We start from the raw sequence: 19,601 nt of genomic DNA, 5'->3' as shown, positions 1-19,601 counted from the left end.
CCGGTAATAATGTTCCGCACCGCTACCCCCGGACTGGAATAAAATTATGTCGGACAGCCTATGGCATCTCTATCTACTGCGCACCCCCACTGGCATGCTCTATACTGGGATCACCACTGATGTAACACGGCGATTGGCCCAACATCAGGTAGGGAAAGGCGCAAAAGCGCTGCGAGGAAAAGGTGAGTTAACATTGGTATTTCAGTGTGAGGCAGGGGATAGATCGACAGCATTGAAGTTGGAATATCGGGTGAAACAACTCAATAAGCAGCAAAAAGAAAAGCTGGTAGTTAGCCAGCCTTCTTCATTGCTATCGTTGCTCGCCGCTAAAAGCGATTAAACGGGGCAGAGAACACCACTTCGCCATCAGCGCCCGTCAATGCATCTTCCGCCAACGCATAAACCTGAAAAGCTTCTTCGGTACCGGGCCAACGGCAGCTCAACTGATGACGAACTGCGGGCACAAAACCAAAACGCTGATAATAGGCTGGGGAGCCTAGCACCACGACAGCGGCATAGCCAAATTCATTCAGGGAGTCTAGCCCTTCGTATATCAGCTTTTCAGCCAAGCCTTGGCGGCGCAACCCATCCGCCACGGCCAGTGGTGCCAGTGCGACCCATTGACGGTCTTCACCTCCCACCTCCACCGGGCTGAATGCTGCATAACCAACCACACCGCCTTCATCGTCAGTTGCCACGATACCCAATGTCAATAAGCCGTCTTCACGCAGTTGCTGTACCAGCTCGGCTTCTGCATCTTGCTTGAAGGCTTGGCGCAATAGGGCGTCGATCCCCGGCGCATCTACCGGAATTTCAACCCGGATCAGCACGATGCTAATGTACGGGAAGCACTCACCGCACCCTCTTGCTGACCAGCCTCGATAAATTCAGCCAGTTGTTGCAGGCCAACACGCAGTAATGTTGGCATGGACTCCAACTCAATGGCATCCATTAGATTTTTGACATACAGACCCAATTCAGTATCCCCTTCAATTCGTAACCGGCGCTGGAAAAACAGCGTATCCGGATCTTCTTTACGGGCAGCGATCAAAATCAAATCGTTGGCATCACCGCTAAAGCTCACATCAGCTTCAGCCTGTTGGCTTACGACCAGCCTACCGTGTTCTACCGTCATAAACCATTGCAATGCGAGGTCTCGCACTTCAATTTTTAGCCAGCGGGACTCCAAAAACTCCAGTTCTCCGTCCAGCAGAGCCTGACGAAGTTGCCACCCGAGCACTTGCTCTATTACCTGACGCTTTAAGGCAAATGGTGTCAATTTTAATGGACCTCGCAGCAGCGCAGGCCCTTGACTCACCAGACGTGCTCGTAGTTTTCCCAACACAGGCAGACTCCTTTTAACCCAGATAAAAAAGGTAAATGTGTTATATCAATAAATTTTGCACCAAGTTATGGCTGAAAGTATTGCTAAATATCAGAAGAATAGCACCAATGCCAAAGAAACTGCCTTAAATCAAGGTCCGTGTGGGACAGGTTAACTAGAATCGCCATTCGATAAGATTTTCATCGCCACGAATATCATCTTCGGATGGGAAAAATAATTGCCAGCGGTAACCTCAGCAAGGCGAGCCGTTGACTCATTCAGGAAAATTCTATGGAGCTGCTTTGTCCTGCCGGCAACTTACCTGCATTAAAGGCTGCCATTGATAATGGTGCCGACGCAGTTTATATCGGTTTGAAAGATGATACCAACGCCCGCCATTTTGCTGGCCTCAATTTCACCGATAAAAAGTTGCAGGAAGCGGTCAATTACGTTCATAGCCGCAAACGTAAACTGCATATCGCCATTAACACCTTCGCCCACCCTGACGGTTATTCCCGCTGGCAGCGGGCAGTGGATATGGCGGCACAGCTTGGGGCTGATGCCCTGATCCTGGCTGATTTGGCCATGCTGGAATATGCAGCCGAACGTTACCCAGAGGTTGAGCGCCATGTATCGGTACAGGCGTCGGCTACCAATGATGAGGCTATCCGCTTTTATCAACGTCATTTCGATGTGGCGCGAGTGGTTTTACCGCGCGTACTGTCAATGCATCAGGTGAAACAATTGTCGCGTACCAGCCCGGTGCCACTGGAGGTCTTTGCCTTTGGTAGCTTATGCATTATGGCTGAGGGCCGTTGCTACCTTTCCTCCTATTTGACCGGTGAATCACCCAATACGGTCGGTGCCTGCTCTCCAGCGCGTTTTGTTCGCTGGCAGCAAACCCCACAGGGGATGGAGTCTCGCCTTAATGAAGTGCTGATAGACCGTTATGAAGATAATGAAAATGCCGGTTATCCCACCCTGTGCAAAGGCCGTTATCGGGTAGACGGTCAGCGCTATCATGCGTTGGAAGAGCCAACCAGCTTGAATACGCTTGAGTTATTACCGGAGCTGTTTGCTGCCAACATTGCGTCAGTGAAAATTGAAGGCCGCCAACGCAGCCCGGCTTATGTCAGCCAGGTTGCCAAGGTCTGGCGACAGGCAATTGACCACTATCAGGCCAATCCTTCGCAGTTTGTCGCTAAAGCGGAATGGATGGAGCAACTGGGCGCAATGTCCGAAGGTACTCAAACCACATTGGGTGCTTATCATCGTAAGTGGCAGTAGCCGGAGGAAACATGAAGTACGCCTTAGGCGCAGTACTCTATTACTGGCCGAAAACTGATATCGAAACCTTTTACCAAGCTGCGGCTAACAGTAGCGCCGACATTATTTATCTCGGTGAGAATGTCTGTACCAAACGCCGTGAAATGAAGGTGGGTGACTGGTTGGCACTTGCAAAAGAAGTGGCTGCCAGTGGCAAACAGGTGGTTATTTCCACACTGGCGCTGCTGCAAGCACCGTCAGAGTTGAATGAATTAAAGCGTTATGTGGAAAACGGTGAGTTTTTGCTGGAAGCCAATGATCTGGGGGCGGTGAATATGGCCGCTGAGCGTGGCCTACCCTTTGTTGCCGGCCATGCCCTGAATTGCTACAACGCTTATACTCTGCGAATTTTACACCGCCAGGGCATGATGCGTTGGTGTATGCCGGTTGAGCTATCACGTGACTGGCTGGTTAATGTGCTGCAACAGTGTGAAGAACTGGGGTTCCGCAACCAGTTTGAGGTAGAGGTATTGAGCTACGGCCACTTACCGCTGGCTTATTCCGCCCGTTGCTTCACCGCGCGCTCAGAAGACCGAGCCAAAGATGAGTGTGAAACCTGCTGCATCAACTACCCACAAGGGCGGCCGGTATTATCACAAGAAGACCAACAGGTATTCATCCTCAATGGTATTCAAACCCAAAGTGGCTACTGTTATAACCTCGGTAATGAACTGATTTCCATGCAAGGATTAGTGGATATCGTGCGACTTTCTCCGCAAGGCCTGGATACGCTGGCAGTTATCGAGCAGTTCCGGGCTAATGAGCAAGGGTTGAGCCCACTTATTTTGACCGATAAAAACGATTGTAACGGCTACTGGCGGCGTCTCGCTGGGCTGGAATTGGTGTCATAAATAAGCCATCGGGCGTAGCACTACGCCCGATATTTCTCTATGCGCTGGCATTCTTACCCAGCCACTCGATATAGCTACCACACGAATCGTAGGCTCCATCGCGCTTTCTTTTTCATCGCCTCAATCGTCCTTTTGCCGCCGCATTTATTCCCCCTTCGCAACCCACGATTTAGATTATGCTTTTATACGTGATAGTCGCGCACTGTATGTGATTTCTTATGTGCATAGTAAGGCGACTAGACACCCTATTTGGGTTAATAAATTAGTGCGTTCGCCCTTCAAGCGACTCGACATAAGGTTAAGATGGACGACTCTATGACTGACAAAAAGACAGTTCCGCTTTCAGTACTTGATTTATCGCCGATAGCGCAAGGCAAGACACCACGAGAGGCTTTTCATGCTTCGCTGGATCTAGCTCAACATGCTGAAAAGTGGGGATATCACCGCTATTGGCTCGCTGAGCATCATAATATGACAGGTATTGCCAGCGCGGCGACCTCGGTACTGATTGGCTATATTGCCGGGGGTACCAAGAGCATCCGCGTAGGCTCTGGCGGGGTCATGCTACCTAACCACTCACCACTGGTGATTGCAGAACAGTTTGGTACCCTCGCCTCCCTCTACCCAAACCGTATCGATCTCGGCCTTGGCCGTGCGCCCGGTAGTGACCAACGCACCATGATGGCACTACGCCGCCATCTGTCCGGTGAAGTAGATAACTTCCCAGCCGATGTCAGCGAACTACAAAGCTACTTTGCTGAAGTACAACCGGGGCAAGCGGTACAAGCCGTTCCTGGGCAAGGTTTGCATGTTCCATTGTGGCTACTGGGTTCCAGCCTATATAGCGCTCAATTGGCTGCAGCCATGGGCCTGCCGTTCGCCTTCGCCTCACATTTCGCACCAGATATGTTATTCCAGGCGCTCAAGCTCTATCGGGAAAACTTCAAGCCGTCCATTCAATGGCCAAAACCCTATGCTATCGTTTGTGTGAACGTGGTTGCCGCAGATAGCGAGCGCGATGCCCGTTTCCTGTTTACCTCCATGCAGCAGCAATTTGTCAATTTGCGCCGAGGCACGCCGGGTCAACTACCGCCACCAGTAGAGAATATGGATAAGATCTGCTCACCCGCCGAACAATTTGGTGTGGATCAGGCGCTACGCTTATCTATTATTGGGGATAAAAGTAAAGTGCGTCATGGGCTTCAGTCATTATTGCGGGAGACCCAAGCTGACGAATTGATGGTGAATGGCCAGATTTTCGACCATCAGGCACGGCTATATTCATTTGAAATAGTTGCCGGATTACAGTCAGAGTTACAACCTGTTGAACACCTATAACCCGCCAATTGAAGCGAAATTATAGACATAAAAAAACCAGCCCTTGGGCTGGTTTTTATTTTTAATCATCAGAAATGATTAAGACTTATGCATCACCAAAACGACGGCGAGTAGGTGCCGCTGCTGCTGGTGCAGGCGCTGCTGCATCTTCACGACGAGGCGCTGCTGAGCGCTGACCATCGCGGTTACCACGACGTTCGCCACCACCGGCCGGAGCACGGTCACTGCCGAATGAACGGCGAGGAGGAGCACCTGCTGCGCCATCACGACGTTCGCCACAGAATGAACGGCCAGCACCACCACCACGACGCTCACCACCGGCACCGGCACCGCCAGCAGGACGCTCACGGCGTTCATGTGGCTGTGCATCACCCAACAGCTGCATGTTCAGCGGCTTGTTCAGGATACGGGTACGGGTGAAGTGAGATAACATTTCGCCCGGCATACCTTTTGGCAACTCGATAGTTGAGTGAGAAGCAAACAGCTTGATATTACCAATGTAACGGCTGCTGATGTCGCCTTCGTTAGCAATCGCGCCAACAATGTGACGAACTTCAACACCATCATCACGGCCCACTTCAATGCGGTACAGTTCCATCTCACCAACATCACGACGTTCGCGACGCGCTGGACGCTCGCCACCATCACGACTGTCAGCACGGCTATCAGGGCGACTATCACGACGGCTGTCACTACGATCACGGCCACGATCGCTACCACGGTCATCACGGGAATTGAATTCACGCTGCGGACGACGCGGAGCTTCTGGTGGCAGAATCAGAGGACGTTCGCCCTGTGCCATTTTCAGCAGTGCAGCAGCCAGTGTTTCGAGATCAAACTCTTCTTCCGGTTGCAGCTTAGCCAGCAATGCACGGTACAGGTCCAAATCACTGCTTTCCAGCTGTTGGCCAACTTTAGCAGCAAATTGAGCTAAACGACGTTCGCCCAGCAATTCAGGGTTTGGCAACTGAACTTCTGGAATAGTCAGCTTCATGGTGCGTTCAATGTTTTGCAACAGACGGCGTTCACGGTTTTCAACAAACAGCAACGCACGACCAGCGCGACCAGCACGACCAGTACGGCCGATACGGTGAACGTAAGACTCTGAATCCATAGGGATATCATAGTTTACAACCAGGCTGATACGGTCAACATCCAAACCACGTGCCGCAACGTCAGTTGCAATCAGAATATCCAAACGGCCATCTTTCAGGCGGTTCAGTGTCTGCTCACGTAAAGACTGGTTCATGTCACCGTTCAAGGCAGCACAGTTATAACCACTACTTTCCAAAGCTTCAGCCACTTCCAGGGTGCCATTTTTGGTACGCACGAAAATGATGGCCGCATCGAAATCTTCAGATTCCAGGAAACGTACCAGCGCTTCGTTTTTGCGATAACCACCACCTACACGCCAGAAACTCTGGCTGATGTCAGGGCGGGTAGTGACGCTAGACTGGATGCGAACTTCCTGTGGATCTTTCATAAAGCGACGGGTAATACGGCGAATCGCGTCAGGCATGGTTGCAGAGAACAACGCCGTCTGATGTTCAGCCGGGATCTGCGCCAGAATATTTTCGACGTCTTCGATAAAGCCCATGCGCAGCATTTCATCTGCTTCATCCAACACTAAACCGCTCAGGTTGGACAGGTTAAGAGTACCGCGTTTCAGGTGGTCTAACAGACGACCTGGGGTACCAACAACGATTTGTGGCCCCTGGCGCAAAGCGCGTAATTGAACGTCATAACGCTGGCCGCCGTACAGGGCCACAACGTTGACGCCATTAATGTGTTTAGAGAAGTCAGACAGTGCTTGCGCGACCTGAATAGCCAACTCACGGGTTGGTGCCAGCACCAGAACCTGCGGTGATTTCAGCTCAGCTTTAATATTGTGTAACAGCGGCAAACCAAACGCGGCTGTTTTACCACTGCCTGTTTGCGCCATGCCAAGAACATCACGGCCGTTTAACAGGTGTGGGATACATTCCAACTGGATAGGAGATGGTTTTTCATAACCAAGATCAGTCAGAGCGGAAAGAATAGGAGCGGACAGCCCCAGATCAGCAAAAGAGGTTTCAAGCTCAGTAGTCATGTACACGTGCCTCATTAATAATGGCAGCCAGTCTACATAACTCGTCGAGAAAATTTTCAGTCATTTTCATTGAAAAGTGTGAACCGGCTCAAATTAGATTATAAAACGAACAAAAAGGCCATCACCTGTTAGGGTGATTAACGTTGGTAAAAACCAAGGTAGTCAGGCTAATAGTTGTTCGTCAGCTATTGCTGGTCCGATTCCGATAGGTCGTCTTGTTCTTGGCCCAAAAGCGCCAATTCCAACAATGCATAGCGGTGCTCAACAAAATTATGAACGTTGTTAGCTACCGTCAGTTTGAACAGCGCCGAAGCGGTGTTCTTGTCCCCCAGACTTAGGTAATGTTTACCTAAATAGAAGTCAGTTTCACTGAGATGCTCAGCGAGCGAAGTGTTATCCATTGCATCTGACTTGAGCCTTTCCATCAGCGTTTTTTCGCTGATCGTGCCCAAGTAGAATTCGACAATATTCCATCCCCATTGCCCTCTGTCCGATTTTTCATAGCGCTGTTGTAACGCTACTGCAGCCGCCTTGGGATCGATTTCTCTTTCCACCAGATACAGCCATAACGAACGGAAGGGATCATTTGGATCGTCTTGATAAAACGCCTGCAGATCATCCTGCGCCAACGGGAGTCGACCGCCATAATAGAGGGCGATACCCCGGTTTAAACGCGCGTAATTGTAAGTTGGATCAAGCTCTAGTACAGAATCAAACGCTTCATAGGCAGCATCAAAATTGCCTGCCTGCGTTAAATAAATGCCCAGATAGTTAAAAACTTCTGGCATATCAGGACGAATAGCTAACGCTTGCGAAAAATCATTTCGCGCTAGTGCCCGTAGCCCGAGGCTATCATACAGCACTCCGCGCTCATATAAAAGCTGTGCGCGCTCATCATCCGTAAGTGCCCGACTTGCAAGGATTTGTTCCATGCGCGCCAGAATCACTTCCTGCTGCAACGTAGGTTGCAACGGGATAGCCAACACCTCGTCTTTACGCCAATCATGGTTGCTGCATCCTGCCAGCATGAGTGCTGTCGCAACGTAACACCAGCGCAAGAAAGGCTTCATTTCCTACTCCCGAAGACAAACATTGGATAAATATCCTTTCATCCATTTGTTTAACACAAGAGCATCCTGCCCTCGAGACAACACAGCCCCTCACCAAGAGGTAAGAGGCTATGGAATACTTTATTACTCTGCTGCTTCTGGTGCCGGAGCTTCTGCGTCAGGAGTAGTGGCTTCTTTGATGCTCAGGCGGATACGGCCCTGGCGATCAACTTCCATTACTTTAACTGGCACTTCTTGGCCCATTTGCAGATAGTCAGTCACTTTCTCTACACGCTTGTCAGCGATTTGAGAAATATGAACCAGACCTTCTTTACCGCCGCCGATTGCCACAAATGCACCGAAATCAACGATACGAGTAACTTTACCCGCATAGATACGGCCCACTTCGATTTCAGCAGTGATTTCTTCGATACGACGGATAGCGTGTTTCGCTTTATCGCCGTCGGTTGCTGCAATCTTAATGGTGCCATCATCTTCGATTTCAATGGTGGTGCCAGTTTCATCAGTCAGCGCACGAATCACAGAACCACCTTTACCGATCACATCCTTGATTTTCTCAGGATTGATTTTCATGGTGTAGATACGTGGAGCAAACTCAGAGATATCACCACGAGGTGTGCTGATAGCCTGTTCCATAACACCCAGAATGTGCAGACGCGCACCCTTGGCTTGGTTCAGTGCCACCTGCATGATTTCGCGGGTGATACCTTCAATTTTAATATCCATTTGCAGTGCAGTAATACCGTCACGGCTACCGGCCACTTTAAAGTCCATGTCGCCCAAGTGATCTTCGTCACCCAGAATGTCAGACAGAACAACAAAGTTTTCGCCTTCTTTAACCAGACCCATCGCGATACCCGCAACAGCGGCTTTAATTGGCACACCTGCATCCATCAGGGCCAAAGATGCACCACAAACAGAAGCCATTGAGGAAGAACCGTTAGACTCGGTGATTTCAGAAACCACACGAACAGTGTAAGGGAACTCGCTCGGGCTTGGCATTACTGCCAGTACACCACGTTTCGCCAGACGGCCATGGCCAATCTCACGACGTTTAGGTGAACCCACCATACCTGTTTCACCAACACAATATGGAGGGAAATTATAGTGTAGCAGGAATGAGTCAGTACGCTCACCCATCAGCTCATCAATATTTTGCGCATCACGGGCAGTACCCAGTGTTGCGGTAACCAGCGCCTGAGTTTCACCACGGGTGAACAACGCAGAACCATGGGTACGTGGCAATACGCCAGTACGCACATCCAGACCACGGATCATGTCTTTTTCGCGGCCATCGATACGTGGCTCGCCACGCAATACACGGCTACGAACGACGTTTTTCTCAACATCGCCCAGAATGTCCTGAATCTCGCTAGCATCTAAAGATTCATCTTGTGCCAACAGCGCTTCAGTGACGTCAGCTTTAATAGCATCAACCTGAGTATAGCGCTCTTGTTTCTCAGTGATGCGATAAGCATCACCCAGACGAGCTTCTGCCAGCTCAGCAACACGCGCGTGCAGCGCTTCGTTAACTGGCTCTGCATGCCAATCCCACTTAGGTTTACCAACTTCAGCAACCAGAGCGTTGATATTCTCAATCACAACTTGTTGTTGTTCGTGGCCGAAGATAACCGCGCCTAACATTTGATCTTCAGACAGAATCTGTGCTTCTGATTCCACCATCAATACTGCGTCAGCAGTACCGGCAACAACCAGATCCAAACGGCTTTCTTTCAGCTCGTCGGTCGTTGGGTTCAGCACATACTGATCGTTGATGTAACCAACGCGAGCAGCACCGATTGGGCCGTTAAATGGAATACCTGACAGGCTCAGCGCCGCTGAGGCACCAATCAGTGCCACGATGTCTGGGTTAACTTGTGGGTTAACAGAAACAACGGTCGCAATCACCTGCACTTCGTTCAAGAAGCTGTCTGGGAACAGTGGACGGATCGGACGGTCAATCAGACGTGAAGTCAGTGTTTCGCCTTCACTTGGGCGGCCTTCACGGCGGAAGAAGCTACCTGGGATACGGCCAGCAGCGTAAGTACGCTCCTGATAGTTAACGGTCAGAGGGAAGAAGCTTTGACCTGGCTTGGCTTTCTTTTGGCCAACAACAGTCACGAATACTGCGGTGTCGTCCATGCTTACCATTACAGCAGCCGTTGCCTGGCGAGCCATCATACCGGTTTCAATGGTAACGGTATGTTGGCCGTACTGGAATTTACGAATAATCGGAGTCAGCAAAATAGTATCCTTATACTATGCGGTGCCGGATCGTATTGACTCTCCATCCACCTGTTACTAATACCTTCACACTGCATCCTCGCGACTAATGACAATCCTTAACTCTCATTGAGTTAAAGTCTCTCATTAGCCGCGCGAACCTCTGCACCGGAAGATCCTATGTTTAAAATTTACGCTTCTTACTTAACGCTACAGCAGTGTTAGCCTTTCTCACTCACCCGAATCACTGACCTGAGCCAACCTCGGCGGGACGGACCCGTTTGCTGCTTACTTACAACTTCAATACTTTGGGTAATGAGCAACAACAATATACTAACGTATTTTATCATTGCTTCTTAGAAAAAAGGGGCCAATTTGGCCCCTTTCTCCCGAAACTCGCAGACTTAGCGACGCAGACCCAGACGCTCGATCAGGGAAGCATAACGTGCTACATCTTCACGCTTCAGGTAGTCCAGCAGCTTACGACGCGTGGATACCATACGCAGCAGACCACGACGGCTATGGTGATCTTTTTTGTGCTCGGAGAAGTGACCTTGCAAATGGTTAATTTGAGCAGTCAACAGAGCAACCTGAACTTCGCTTGAACCGGTGTCATTGGCACCGCGACCGAAGTCAGCAACAATTTTAGCTTTCGCTTCAACACTTAGAGACATGATACAACTCCAAATATATATAGATAAATTAAAACAGGCGCCGATCTCTAATTCAGCAACCCAATATGTAAGCCGCACTATTCTACTCTTTGAACCGCAGGATCGCAAGGTAGCCGCATATACCCGTCATACTTCAAGCAGCGTTCCTGCAACTCGAATTATATAGGGTATGGCCTACAGTGCATTTTCCTGCGCCTCTACTACCAGGCGTTTGGGTGCAACACGGCCATCCTCTGCAATAGTGCCGATACCAATGAAATTATGCTCTTCGCCTTCAGTGATACGGACCATACCTTCGCTTGGTGCGCCAGCAACATGTACCGGTTGCCCTTGCTTTACATAGGCTGCGACAGCAGGTAATAGATTGACTTCAGGGAAGTTTAATACTGCACTGTCCATCGGTAGCAACAGTAAATCCAGCTCTGGATTTGGCGAACGTTCTTCTGCCTGTGCCGCTTCAACCATGGCAGTCAACTGCTCTAAAGTCACCATGCGATCACTTGGGTAAGTAGCCACTTGCAAACGACGCAGATAACTAACATGTGCACCGCAACCTAATAATTCACCCAAATCATCGATGATAGTGCGAATGTAGGTACCTTTTGAGCAATGGATTTCCAGCTCAAGGTCATTGCCTTCCCAGCGGATAAACAGCAATTCATACACGGTAATGCTACGGGCTTCGCGCTCTACTTCAATCCCCTGCCGGGCATATTCATACAACGGCTTACCTTGATGTTTCAGTGCTGAATACATGGACGGTATCTGCTGGCTATCGCCGCGAAAACGGTCCAAAGCGGCATCCATCTGTGCCTGAGTGACGTTAACTTCACGCTCACTGATTAACGCGCCTTCGGCATCCGAAGTATCGGTGCGCTGCCCCAAACGGGCAACCACACGATAGCGCTTATCAGAATCCAGCAAGAATTGAGAAAATTTGGTCGCTTCCCCAAGACAGATAGGCAGCATGCCGGTCGCCAGTGGATCGAGTGCACCGGTATGACCTGCACGATTAGCACTAAAGAGACGTTTTACTTTCTGCAAAACGTCATTAGAGGAGAGGCCCAGCGGCTTATCCAATAACAGAACGCCGTTAATGTCACGGCCGCGACGACGTGGACGCCCCATTACTTCTCCTCGTCGTTACCTGGATTAACCTGACGTTCTACATCATTTTTGATGACGTTAGTCACCAGGTTAGACATCCGCATACCTTCAATCAATGAGTTATCATAAGCGAAGGTCAGTTCCGGTACGATACGCAAGCGCATCGCTTTACCCAGCAGAGTACGGATATAACCAGAGGCATCTTGCAGTGCTTTAATGCCATTTTTAACTGTATCCGGGTCTGCGTTATCGGTTAACACATTCAGGAAGGTCACAAAGACTTTAGCGTAAGCCAAATCACGGGACAGCTCGATACCGGATACGGTAGCCATGCCAACACGTGGGTCTTTGATTTCGCGCTGTAAGATGAGTGCGATCTCTTTCTGCATTTCCTGCGAAACACGTTGAGAACGGCTGAATTCTTTTGCCATTTGGATTCTCCAGACAAATTGGGGGGCCAAGGCCCCCCAAATGGATATAAGCAGATCTGAGGCGATTAATCGATAGTACGTTTGATTTCGATAATTTCGAAGACTTCGATCACATCACCAGTACGGACGTCATTGTAGTTCTTAACGCCGATACCACATTCCATACCATTACGAACTTCGTTAACGTCATCTTTGAAGCGGCGCAGAGATTCCAGCTCGCCTTCATAGATAACCACGTTGTCACGCAGAACACGGATTGGATTGTTACGCTTAATCACACCCTCAGTAACCATACAACCTGCAATGGCGCCAAATTTCGGTGATTTAAACACATCACGAACTTCAGCCAGACCAATGATTTGTTGTTTGTACTCAGGTGCCAACATACCACTCATCGCCTGTTTGACTTCGTCGATCAGGCTATAAATTACTGAGTAGTAACGCAGATCCAGACCTTCAGTTTCAACCACACGACGGGCTGAAGCATCAGCACGAACGTTAAAGCCAAGGATGATTGCGCCAGAAGCTGCTGCCAATGTTGCGTCAGTTTCGGTGATACCACCAACGCCTGAGCCAACAATGCGGACTTTCACTTCATCAGTAGACAGATTTTCCAGTGAATCACAGATAGCTTCACAAGAACCCTGTACGTCAGACTTGATTACGATGTTCAGTTCAGAAACTTCACCTTCGGTCATGTTAGCAAACATGTTTTCCAGCTTAGACTTCTGCTGACGAGCCAGTTTGACTTCGCGGAATTTGCCCTGACGGTACAGTGCAACTTCACGCGCTTTCTTCTCGTCACGAACAACAGTCACTTCATCACCGGCAGCAGGAACACTGGACAGACCCAGGATTTCAACCGGAATAGACGGACCAGCAGACGTGATATCACGGCCCAATTCGTCACGCATCGCACGTACACGGCCATACTCAAAGCCACACAGTACGATATCACCTTTGTTCAAGGTACCTTTCTGAACCAGCACGGTAGCAACAGGGCCACGGCCTTTATCCAAGAAGGATTCGATAACAACACCGTTTGCCATGCCAGTACGAACTGCTTTCAGTTCCAGAACTTCAGCTTGCAGCAGGATCGCGTTCAACAATTCATCAATACCGATACCGGCTTTTGCAGATACGTTGATGAACTGAGAGTCACCGCCCCACTCTTCTGGCTGGACACCGTACTGAGACAGCTCGGTTTTAACGCGGTCTGGATCAGCTTCTGGCTTATCGATTTTGTTTACTGCAACCACAACCGGCACGTTCGCCGCTTTAGCATGCTGAATAGCTTCGATAGTCTGTGGCATCACGCCATCGTCGGCTGCAACAACCAACACCACGATATCAGTCGCCTGAGCACCACGGGCACGCATTGAAGTAAACGCGGCGTGTCCTGGGGTATCCAGGAAGGTGATCATCCCGTTTTCAGTTTCAACGTGATAGGCACCGATGTGCTGTGTAATACCGCCGGCCTCACCTGACGCCACTTTCGTGGAGCGGATGTAATCCAGCAGAGAGGTTTTACCGTGGTCAACGTGGCCCATGATGGTCACAACCGGAGCGCGGTGCTCGGCTGCGGCTTCAGCGCCAGTATCACGGTCGCTCATCAGTGCTTCTTCCAGTTCGTTTTCACGACGCAAGATCACTTTATGGCCCATCTCTTCAGCAACCATCTGTGCTGTTTCTTGATCGATAACCTGGTTAATGGTTGCCATTGCGCCCAGTTTCATCATTGCTTTGATGACCTGAGAGCCTTTAACCGCCATTTTGTTTGCCAGTTCAGCAACCGTTACAGTCTCACCAATCACAACATCGCGGTTAACCGCAACAACAGGCTTGTTGAAGCTCTGTTGCAATGTGCTTGGTTTACGTTTGCCTTTACGACCAACAGCACGTGCTTCTTCACGATCAGCTTTAGACTCGGAGAGTTTATTGCCTTTCTTCTGCTTAGTTGCTTTACCACCACGAGTGCGGCTACGGCGATCACCTTCAACTTTGGCGTCGTTTTCATCTTCCGCGGCGCGCGCATGTTGTGAGGTGGTTACATGGTAGTCAGCAGACTCAGTCTGCTCAGCCACAGGTTCTGGCCATTTACCTTCGTTTTCGGCTGCCATTTTACGGGCTTCCTCAGCAACGCGTTTAGCATCTTCCTCGACCTTACGGCGTGTTTCTTCTTCTACTGAGCGTTTCAGCTCGGCAGCTTCAGCTTCACGGCGTGCTTTATCGGTCTGAGCTGGCTTGATTTTTTCGTCGGTTTGTTGATTCGTCACTTTTTCTTTTTCCGCTGCTTGGCGTTTAGCTTTTTCAGCGGCCTCACGTTTGGCTTGTTCTTCGGCCGCACGTTTAGCTTTTTCTTCAGCGATTTTCTGCGCTGCTGCTTCCGCTTCACGTTGTGCCTGCTCTTCCGCTTCACGCTGTGCCTGCTCTTCCGCTTTCGCTTGTTCAGCTTCCGGCGTATTTACATAAGTGCGTTTCTTGCGGACCTCGATTTGCACCGATTTACTTTTTCCGCCGGTGCTCGGAATATTCAAGGTGCTACGCGTTTTGCGTTGCAACGTGAGTTTATTAGGCGCACTACCGTGTTCACGGTTTAAGTGCGCCAGCAATGTTTCTTTTTCTTGCTGGGTAACTGAGTCTACTTCAGACTTCTTGATCCCTGCATCAGCAAATTGCTGTACCAGGCGATCAACTGGGGTCTGAATCTCAGCTGCCAGCGATTTTACGGTTACATCTGTCATGCTGTTCCTTCCTGCTACAGTTTATTACGCGTTATCGCCAAACCAACAGATATTACGTGCAGCCATAATCAGCTCACCGGCTTGCTCATCGCTAAGCCCTTCAATATCTGCCAGATCGTCGATACCCTGCTCGGCAAGATCTTCCAGCGTACACACACCGCGCGCAGCCAATTTGAATGCCATGCTACGTTCCAGACCGGCCAGGTTCAGCAGATCATCAGCGGGTTTTTGGTCGCCAAGACTTTCTTCTTGTGCCAGGGCCAGCGTGGTCAATGCAGCTTTGGCGCGATCACGCAGCGCTTCAACCGTATCTTCGTCAAGACCGTCGATTTCCAGAAGTTCTTTCATTGGCACGTAAGCCAATTCTTCCAGAGAAGAGAAACCTTCCTCTACCAATATGGTGGCGAAGTCCTCATCGATATCAAGATATTTGGTGAAGGTATCAATAGCGGCATGAGCTTCGGCCTGATGCTTCGCCTGAAGATCGTCCGCCGTCATTACGTTCAGTTCCCAGCCACTCAGTTGTGCTGCTAAACGTACGTTCTGACCGTTACGGCCAATTGCCTGTGCCAAATTGCTGGCTTCAACGGCAACATCCATCGTGTGTCTGTCTTCATCAACCACAATAGACGCAACATCAGCTGGCGCCATAGCGTTAATAACAAACTGGGCTGGATTATCATCCCACAATACAATATCAATGCGCTCGCCGCCAAGCTCGCTGGAAACAGCCTGAACACGTGCACCACGCATACCGACACAAGCACCGACTGGATCGATACGTTTGTCGTTGGTTTTGACCGCAATTTTAGCACGCGAACCCGGATCACGAGCAGCTGCTTTAATTTCGATCAATTCTTCGCCAATTTCTGGCACTTCAATACGGAACAGCTCGATCAGCATTTCAGGACGTGAACGGCTAACAAACAACTGAGCACCGCGAGCTTCTGGACGCACGTCATACAGAACACCACGGATACGGTCGCCTGGACGGAAGTTTTCACGCGGTAGCATGTCCTCACGACCAATAACGGCTTCAGCATTGTTACCCAGATCCAGTGCAATACTGTCACGGTTAACTTTTTTCACTACACCGGTAACAATCTCGCCCAGATATTGACGGAACTGATCCACCACCATAGCACGTTCGGCTTCACGGACTTTCTGTACAATAACCTGTTTAGCCGTTTGGGTTGTGATACGGTCAAAAGTAACAGATTCAATCTGATCTTCGACATAATCACCCAACTGGAGAGTTGGATCTTCATATTGAGCCGCATCCAACGTGATTTCACGCGTTGGCATGGTAACTTCGTTAACAGCGACCCAACGGCGGAAAGTGTCGAAATCACCGGTTTTGCGGTCGATACTGACGCGAACTTCAATTTCTTGTTCGTATTTTTTCTTGGTCGCTGTCGCTAGAGCGGTTTCCAACGCCTCAAAAATCTTCTCGCGCGGAAGGGATTTCTCATTGGAAACTGCTTCTACAACAGCCAGAATCTCTTTGTTCATCCTAGTTGCCTCATCCAAACTTTAAAAGTGGGGTACCAGGTTCGCTTTCTGGATGTTGCTCAGCGCGAACACTTCATCTTTTCCATCCACAGTAACCGTGATCATTTCACCATCAACGGCTTTAATAATGCCCTGCCATTTACGGCGGTTCTGCATTGCCATACGCAAAACCAAAGTGACTTCTTCACCGAGGTAACGAGTATAGTGTTCAGCGGTGAACATAGGGCGATCAAGGCCAGGAGAGGAAACTTCTAAGTTGTAAGCGACCGTAATTGGATCTTCTACGTCCAATACAGCGCTGACCTGGTGGCTGACATCAGCACAAGCATCAACAGTGATTCCGTCGTCACTATCAATATAGATTCGTAGCGTCGATTGGCGCCCCCGGATGAACTCAATGCCGACTAATTCATAGCCTAAGGCCTCAACCGGTGCTGAAATTATCTCTGTTAACTTTTGTTCTAATGTGGACAAGCCCACCCCCAAGACATAAAAAAAGGGCCTAATAGCCCAGTGATTCTGCTGTCAAATAACAAAAAACCCCGAAATTCGGGGCTTTATGCAACTGGACCCTGTTTGCCGCAAAGCGGCTTCGGTGCAACTTTCTGACAAGTATTTTTTTCAAATTGAAATCGAAAGTATCTGAGGTCTACCGAATACAACATTTGAAAAAAAACACTTCAGGAAAGTGGTTGCGGGGGCCGGATTTGAACCGACGACCTTCGGGTTATGAGCCCGACGAGCTACCAGGCTGCTCCACCCCGCGTCCGAAAACGTGGCAAATATTACGTTGATAACGACAAAAAAGCAAGTTATCTGACTGATTTGGTACCGAGGACGGGACTTGAACCCGTAAGCCCAATCGGGCACTACCACCTCAAGGTAGCGTGTCTACCAATTCCACCACCCCGGCACTGATTCAACTGGTTGTTTTTACTATTTAAGTCGTCACAACCATTTTAAAACTTTTTTTCTATCTTTACTGCTTACTGCTGGCAAAACATTACTGCGGGATATCGCTACTTGGCTTAGCGGGTGCTACTGGAGCTGTAGCCTGCTCAGTTTTTGCAGGCGTACCCAAGTTTTCCCACTCGCTGCCTGTATGGCCCTGGTTGGTGCTCATATTGCCCAGAATCAAGCTAATGACGAAAAACAGCGTCGCCAATAAAGCCGTCATGCGAGTCATAAAGTTACCGGAACCATTCGAACCGAACAGAGTTGCAGATGCACCTGCTCCGAATGAGGCTCCCATATCCGCGCCTTTACCTTGCTGCAACATGATCAGAGCGACTAGCCCAATCGAAATCAGCAAGAAAAATACCAGAAGAGCTTCGTACATAGTTGTACCTGTATCCTTGCGGGTTCACCGCATGCCAAATGCTTTTCACCCATCAGCGGGGACTTATTCACCCACTTAAGCGGGTGTGAATACTAACCAAAGCGCATAGTACACGCAAGGGCAATTTCACTACACGAGTTCATTTGCAGAAAAAATCGTCAAGTTCTTCAACTTCAGCGTAATTTATGGGGAAAGAGTTACGCCCTCCCCCCATAAAAATACCATTAACCTGCTGCTTTCACCGCATCAGCAATTCGGTTTGCCATTTCAGCAATCAATGATTCTTCAGCGTCGCCTTCAACCATCACGCGGATTAAGGGTTCGGTACCTGATTTACGCAACAGAACGCGACCACGATCGCCTAGCTCTTTTTCAACTTGGCGAGTCACTTCTTCAACTTCCTCTGATTTCAACGGGTTGTGTTCACCAGAGAAACGCACGTTCACCAGAATTTGTGGCAAGAGCTTCATGCCACTGCATAAATCATGCAGGCTCATGTGGTTACGCACCATAGCAGTAAGCACTTGCAAACCAGCAACAATGCCGTCACCGGTGGTAGTTTTATCCAACAAAATCACATGACCGGAGTTTTCAGCTCCAATACGCCAGCCTTTTTCTTGCATGGCTTCCAGCACATAGCGGTCACCCACTTTGGCACGAACAAACGGAATACCCAGATCTTTCAGCGCCAGTTGCAGGCCCATATTACTCATCAGCGTGCCAACTGCCCCACCCTTAAGTTGACCTTGACGCAAGCCTTCACGCGCGATGATATACAGAATCTGGTCACCATCAACCTTGTTGCCCAGATGATCAACCATCATCAACCGATCACCGTCACCGTCAAATGCCAGACCAACATGTGCCCCTTCAGCAAGCACACGCGCTTGCAGCAAGCGAACATCCGTGGCGCCACATTCTTCGTTGATATTCATACCATCAGGCTCACAGCCGATGGTGATAACATTTGCGCCGAGTTCACGCAGTACACTTGGGGCGATGTGATAGGTTGCACCATTGGCGCAATCGACCACGATTTTTAATTCCTTCAGGCTGAGTTCGCTTGGGAATGTGCCTTTACAGAACTCAATGTAGCGCCCGGCCGCATCCACGATACGGTTGGCTTTACCCAGTTCGGCCGATTCAACGCAGGTTAATGGTTTTTCCATTTCTGCTTCAATGGCCTCCTCTACATCATCGGGCAGCTTGGTGCCATCGATCGAGAAGAATTTAATGCCATTATCTTCGAAAGGGTTATGGGAAGCTGAAATAACAATACCCGCTTCAGCGCGGAAAGTTCGGGTCAGATAAGCAACGGCCGGGGTCGGCATCGGGCCAGTAAATGATGCGGACAGCCCTGCAGCAGCCAAGCCAGCTTCCAGCGCCGACTCCAGCATGTAGCCGGAAATACGCGTATCTTTACCGATGATAATTTTACGAGAACCATGTCGAGCCAGAACCTTACCGGCAGCCCAGCCGAGCTTTAATACAAAATCAGGCGTAATCGGGCTCTCACCCACTTTGCCGCGAATGCCATCTGTACCAAAGTATTTACGGTTACTCATAATTTTTG

General features: G+C 49.7%; 18 protein-coding genes and 2 tRNA genes. 4 read left to right on the top strand and 16 right to left on the bottom strand.

Translation table 11 applies throughout. The features are described 5' to 3' along the window. The first annotated feature begins 46 nt into the window (after positions 1–46). Positions 47–340: a GIY-YIG nuclease family protein gene (locus A6J67_RS05845; protein WP_032906646.1), complete on the top strand. Its 294-nt coding sequence runs from the start codon at positions 47–49 to the stop codon at positions 338–340. Here the strand turns inward: A6J67_RS05845 and A6J67_RS05840 are convergent. Further along, positions 327–830: a GNAT family N-acetyltransferase gene (locus tag A6J67_RS05840; protein ID WP_042568675.1), complete on the bottom strand. Its 504-nt coding sequence runs from the start codon at positions 828–830 to the stop codon at positions 327–329. The genes A6J67_RS05845 and A6J67_RS05840 overlap by 14 nt on opposite strands. After that, entirely contained in the window at positions 824–1,345 is a 522-nt protein-coding gene (gene ubiT / locus A6J67_RS05835) for a ubiquinone anaerobic biosynthesis accessory factor UbiT (protein WP_032906643.1), read from the bottom strand. Before ubiT ends, A6J67_RS05840 begins: the two co-directional genes overlap by 7 nt. A gap of 270 nt (positions 1,346–1,615) precedes the next feature. On the opposite strand from ubiT, the gene ubiU reads away from it, so the two are divergent. The 3 genes from ubiU (at position 1,616) to A6J67_RS05820 (ending at position 4,839) form a co-directional block, all read left to right on the top strand. Further along, on the top strand, positions 1,616–2,611 hold the full coding sequence (gene ubiU / locus A6J67_RS05830; RefSeq protein ID WP_005186501.1) for a ubiquinone anaerobic biosynthesis protein UbiU: 996 nt from the start codon (positions 1,616–1,618) through the stop codon (positions 2,609–2,611). A gap of 11 nt (positions 2,612–2,622) precedes the next feature. Next, positions 2,623–3,501: a U32 family peptidase gene (locus tag A6J67_RS05825; RefSeq protein ID WP_042568676.1), complete on the top strand. Its 879-nt coding sequence runs from the start codon at positions 2,623–2,625 to the stop codon at positions 3,499–3,501. Positions 3,502–3,816: 315 nt separating this feature from the next. Beyond that, positions 3,817–4,839 carry a luciferase-like monooxygenase gene (locus A6J67_RS05820; protein ID WP_005186495.1) on the top strand — a complete coding sequence of 341 codons (1,023 nt, stop codon included), beginning with the start codon at positions 3,817–3,819 and terminating at the stop codon, positions 4,837–4,839. An 85-nt stretch (positions 4,840–4,924) separates the two neighbouring features. Here A6J67_RS05820 and A6J67_RS05815 read toward each other — a convergent pair whose 3' ends face one another. The 14 genes from A6J67_RS05815 to glmM form a co-directional block, all read right to left on the bottom strand. Further along, a complete protein-coding gene (locus A6J67_RS05815; RefSeq protein ID WP_080608068.1) occupies positions 4,925–6,928 on the bottom strand; it encodes a DEAD/DEAH family ATP-dependent RNA helicase in 2,004 nt (667 codons plus the stop codon). Further along, positions 6,918–6,992, bottom strand: coding sequence for a protein YrbN (gene yrbN, locus A6J67_RS23925; protein WP_223499600.1), 75 nt, complete (start codon positions 6,990–6,992; stop codon positions 6,918–6,920). Before yrbN ends, A6J67_RS05815 begins: the two co-directional genes overlap by 11 nt. Before the next feature lie 121 nt (positions 6,993–7,113). Beyond that, positions 7,114–7,998, bottom strand: a complete 885-nt coding sequence (gene nlpI, locus A6J67_RS05805; protein ID WP_032906642.1) for a lipoprotein NlpI — start codon at positions 7,996–7,998, stop codon at positions 7,114–7,116. A gap of 123 nt (positions 7,999–8,121) precedes the next feature. Further along, positions 8,122–10,242, bottom strand: coding sequence for a polyribonucleotide nucleotidyltransferase (gene pnp / locus A6J67_RS05800; RefSeq protein WP_005186484.1), 2,121 nt, complete (start codon positions 10,240–10,242; stop codon positions 8,122–8,124). Positions 10,243–10,625: 383 nt separating this feature from the next. Continuing rightward, the gene (rpsO, locus tag A6J67_RS05795; protein ID WP_004707062.1) at positions 10,626–10,895 is read right to left on the bottom strand and encodes a 30S ribosomal protein S15; all 270 of its coding nucleotides are present in this window, start codon (positions 10,893–10,895) and stop codon (positions 10,626–10,628) included. Positions 10,896–11,069: 174 nt separating this feature from the next. Continuing rightward, positions 11,070–12,023: a tRNA pseudouridine(55) synthase TruB gene (truB, locus tag A6J67_RS05790; protein ID WP_005186480.1), complete on the bottom strand. Its 954-nt coding sequence runs from the start codon at positions 12,021–12,023 to the stop codon at positions 11,070–11,072. Then, positions 12,023–12,433 carry a 30S ribosome-binding factor RbfA gene (gene rbfA / locus A6J67_RS05785; protein ID WP_032816249.1) on the bottom strand — a complete coding sequence of 137 codons (411 nt, stop codon included), beginning with the start codon at positions 12,431–12,433 and terminating at the stop codon, positions 12,023–12,025. Before rbfA ends, truB begins: the two co-directional genes overlap by 1 nt. A gap of 65 nt (positions 12,434–12,498) precedes the next feature. Beyond that, on the bottom strand, positions 12,499–15,177 hold the full coding sequence (gene infB / locus A6J67_RS05780) for a translation initiation factor IF-2 (RefSeq protein WP_005186476.1): 2,679 nt from the start codon (positions 15,175–15,177) through the stop codon (positions 12,499–12,501). A 24-nt stretch (positions 15,178–15,201) separates the two neighbouring features. Continuing rightward, complete coding sequence (gene nusA / locus A6J67_RS05775; protein WP_005186472.1) at positions 15,202–16,689, bottom strand: transcription termination factor NusA; 1,488 nt, start codon at positions 16,687–16,689, stop codon at positions 15,202–15,204. Between the two features lie 21 nt (positions 16,690–16,710). Continuing rightward, positions 16,711–17,163 (bottom strand): ribosome maturation factor RimP, encoded by a 453-nt coding sequence (rimP, locus tag A6J67_RS05770; protein WP_002222054.1) that lies wholly within the window; start codon positions 17,161–17,163, stop codon positions 16,711–16,713. A 215-nt stretch (positions 17,164–17,378) separates the two neighbouring features. Then, positions 17,379–17,455, bottom strand: a tRNA-Met gene (locus A6J67_RS05765). A gap of 60 nt (positions 17,456–17,515) precedes the next feature. Then, a tRNA-Leu gene (locus A6J67_RS05760) sits at positions 17,516–17,602 on the bottom strand. Between the two features lie 90 nt (positions 17,603–17,692). Next, a complete protein-coding gene (secG, locus tag A6J67_RS05755) occupies positions 17,693–18,028 on the bottom strand; it encodes a preprotein translocase subunit SecG (protein WP_050297161.1) in 336 nt (111 codons plus the stop codon). 224 nt (positions 18,029–18,252) lie between these two features. Next, a complete protein-coding gene (gene glmM, locus A6J67_RS05750) occupies positions 18,253–19,593 on the bottom strand; it encodes a phosphoglucosamine mutase (protein WP_005186464.1) in 1,341 nt (446 codons plus the stop codon). Positions 19,594–19,601 lie beyond the last annotated feature (8 nt).

It is taken from the genome of Yersinia sp. FDAARGOS_228 (assembly GCF_002073315.2).
In the GTDB taxonomy this organism is placed as follows: Bacteria; Pseudomonadota; Gammaproteobacteria; order Enterobacterales; family Enterobacteriaceae; genus Yersinia; species Yersinia intermedia.
This window is presented reverse-complemented; position numbering and strand designations above follow the sequence as displayed.

Bases quoted from the DNA above. Each gene is read 5' to 3' on its own strand.
- secG (WP_050297161.1), bottom strand. From the start codon at position 18,028: ATGTACGAAGCTCTTCTGGTATTTTTCTTGCTGATTTCGATTGGGCTA.
- rpsO (WP_004707062.1), bottom strand. From the start codon at position 10,895: ATGTCTCTAAGTGTTGAAGCGAAAGCTAAAATTGTTGCTGACTTCGGT.
- infB (WP_005186476.1), bottom strand. From the start codon at position 15,177: ATGACAGATGTAACCGTAAAATCGCTGGCAGCTGAGATTCAGACCCCA.
- A6J67_RS05815 (WP_080608068.1), bottom strand. From the start codon at position 6,928: ATGACTACTGAGCTTGAAACCTCTTTTGCTGATCTGGGGCTGTCCGCT.
- A6J67_RS05845 (WP_032906646.1), top strand. From the start codon at position 47: ATGTCGGACAGCCTATGGCATCTCTATCTACTGCGCACCCCCACTGGC.
- A6J67_RS05825 (WP_042568676.1), top strand. From the start codon at position 2,623: ATGAAGTACGCCTTAGGCGCAGTACTCTATTACTGGCCGAAAACTGAT.
- ubiU (WP_005186501.1), top strand. From the start codon at position 1,616: ATGGAGCTGCTTTGTCCTGCCGGCAACTTACCTGCATTAAAGGCTGCC.
- truB (WP_005186480.1), bottom strand. From the start codon at position 12,023: ATGGGGCGTCCACGTCGTCGCGGCCGTGACATTAACGGCGTTCTGTTA.
- rbfA (WP_032816249.1), bottom strand. From the start codon at position 12,433: ATGGCAAAAGAATTCAGCCGTTCTCAACGTGTTTCGCAGGAAATGCAG.
- nlpI (WP_032906642.1), bottom strand. From the start codon at position 7,998: ATGAAGCCTTTCTTGCGCTGGTGTTACGTTGCGACAGCACTCATGCTG.
- A6J67_RS05820 (WP_005186495.1), top strand. From the start codon at position 3,817: ATGACTGACAAAAAGACAGTTCCGCTTTCAGTACTTGATTTATCGCCG.
- nusA (WP_005186472.1), bottom strand. From the start codon at position 16,689: ATGAACAAAGAGATTCTGGCTGTTGTAGAAGCAGTTTCCAATGAGAAA.
- glmM (WP_005186464.1), bottom strand. From the start codon at position 19,593: ATGAGTAACCGTAAATACTTTGGTACAGATGGCATTCGCGGCAAAGTG.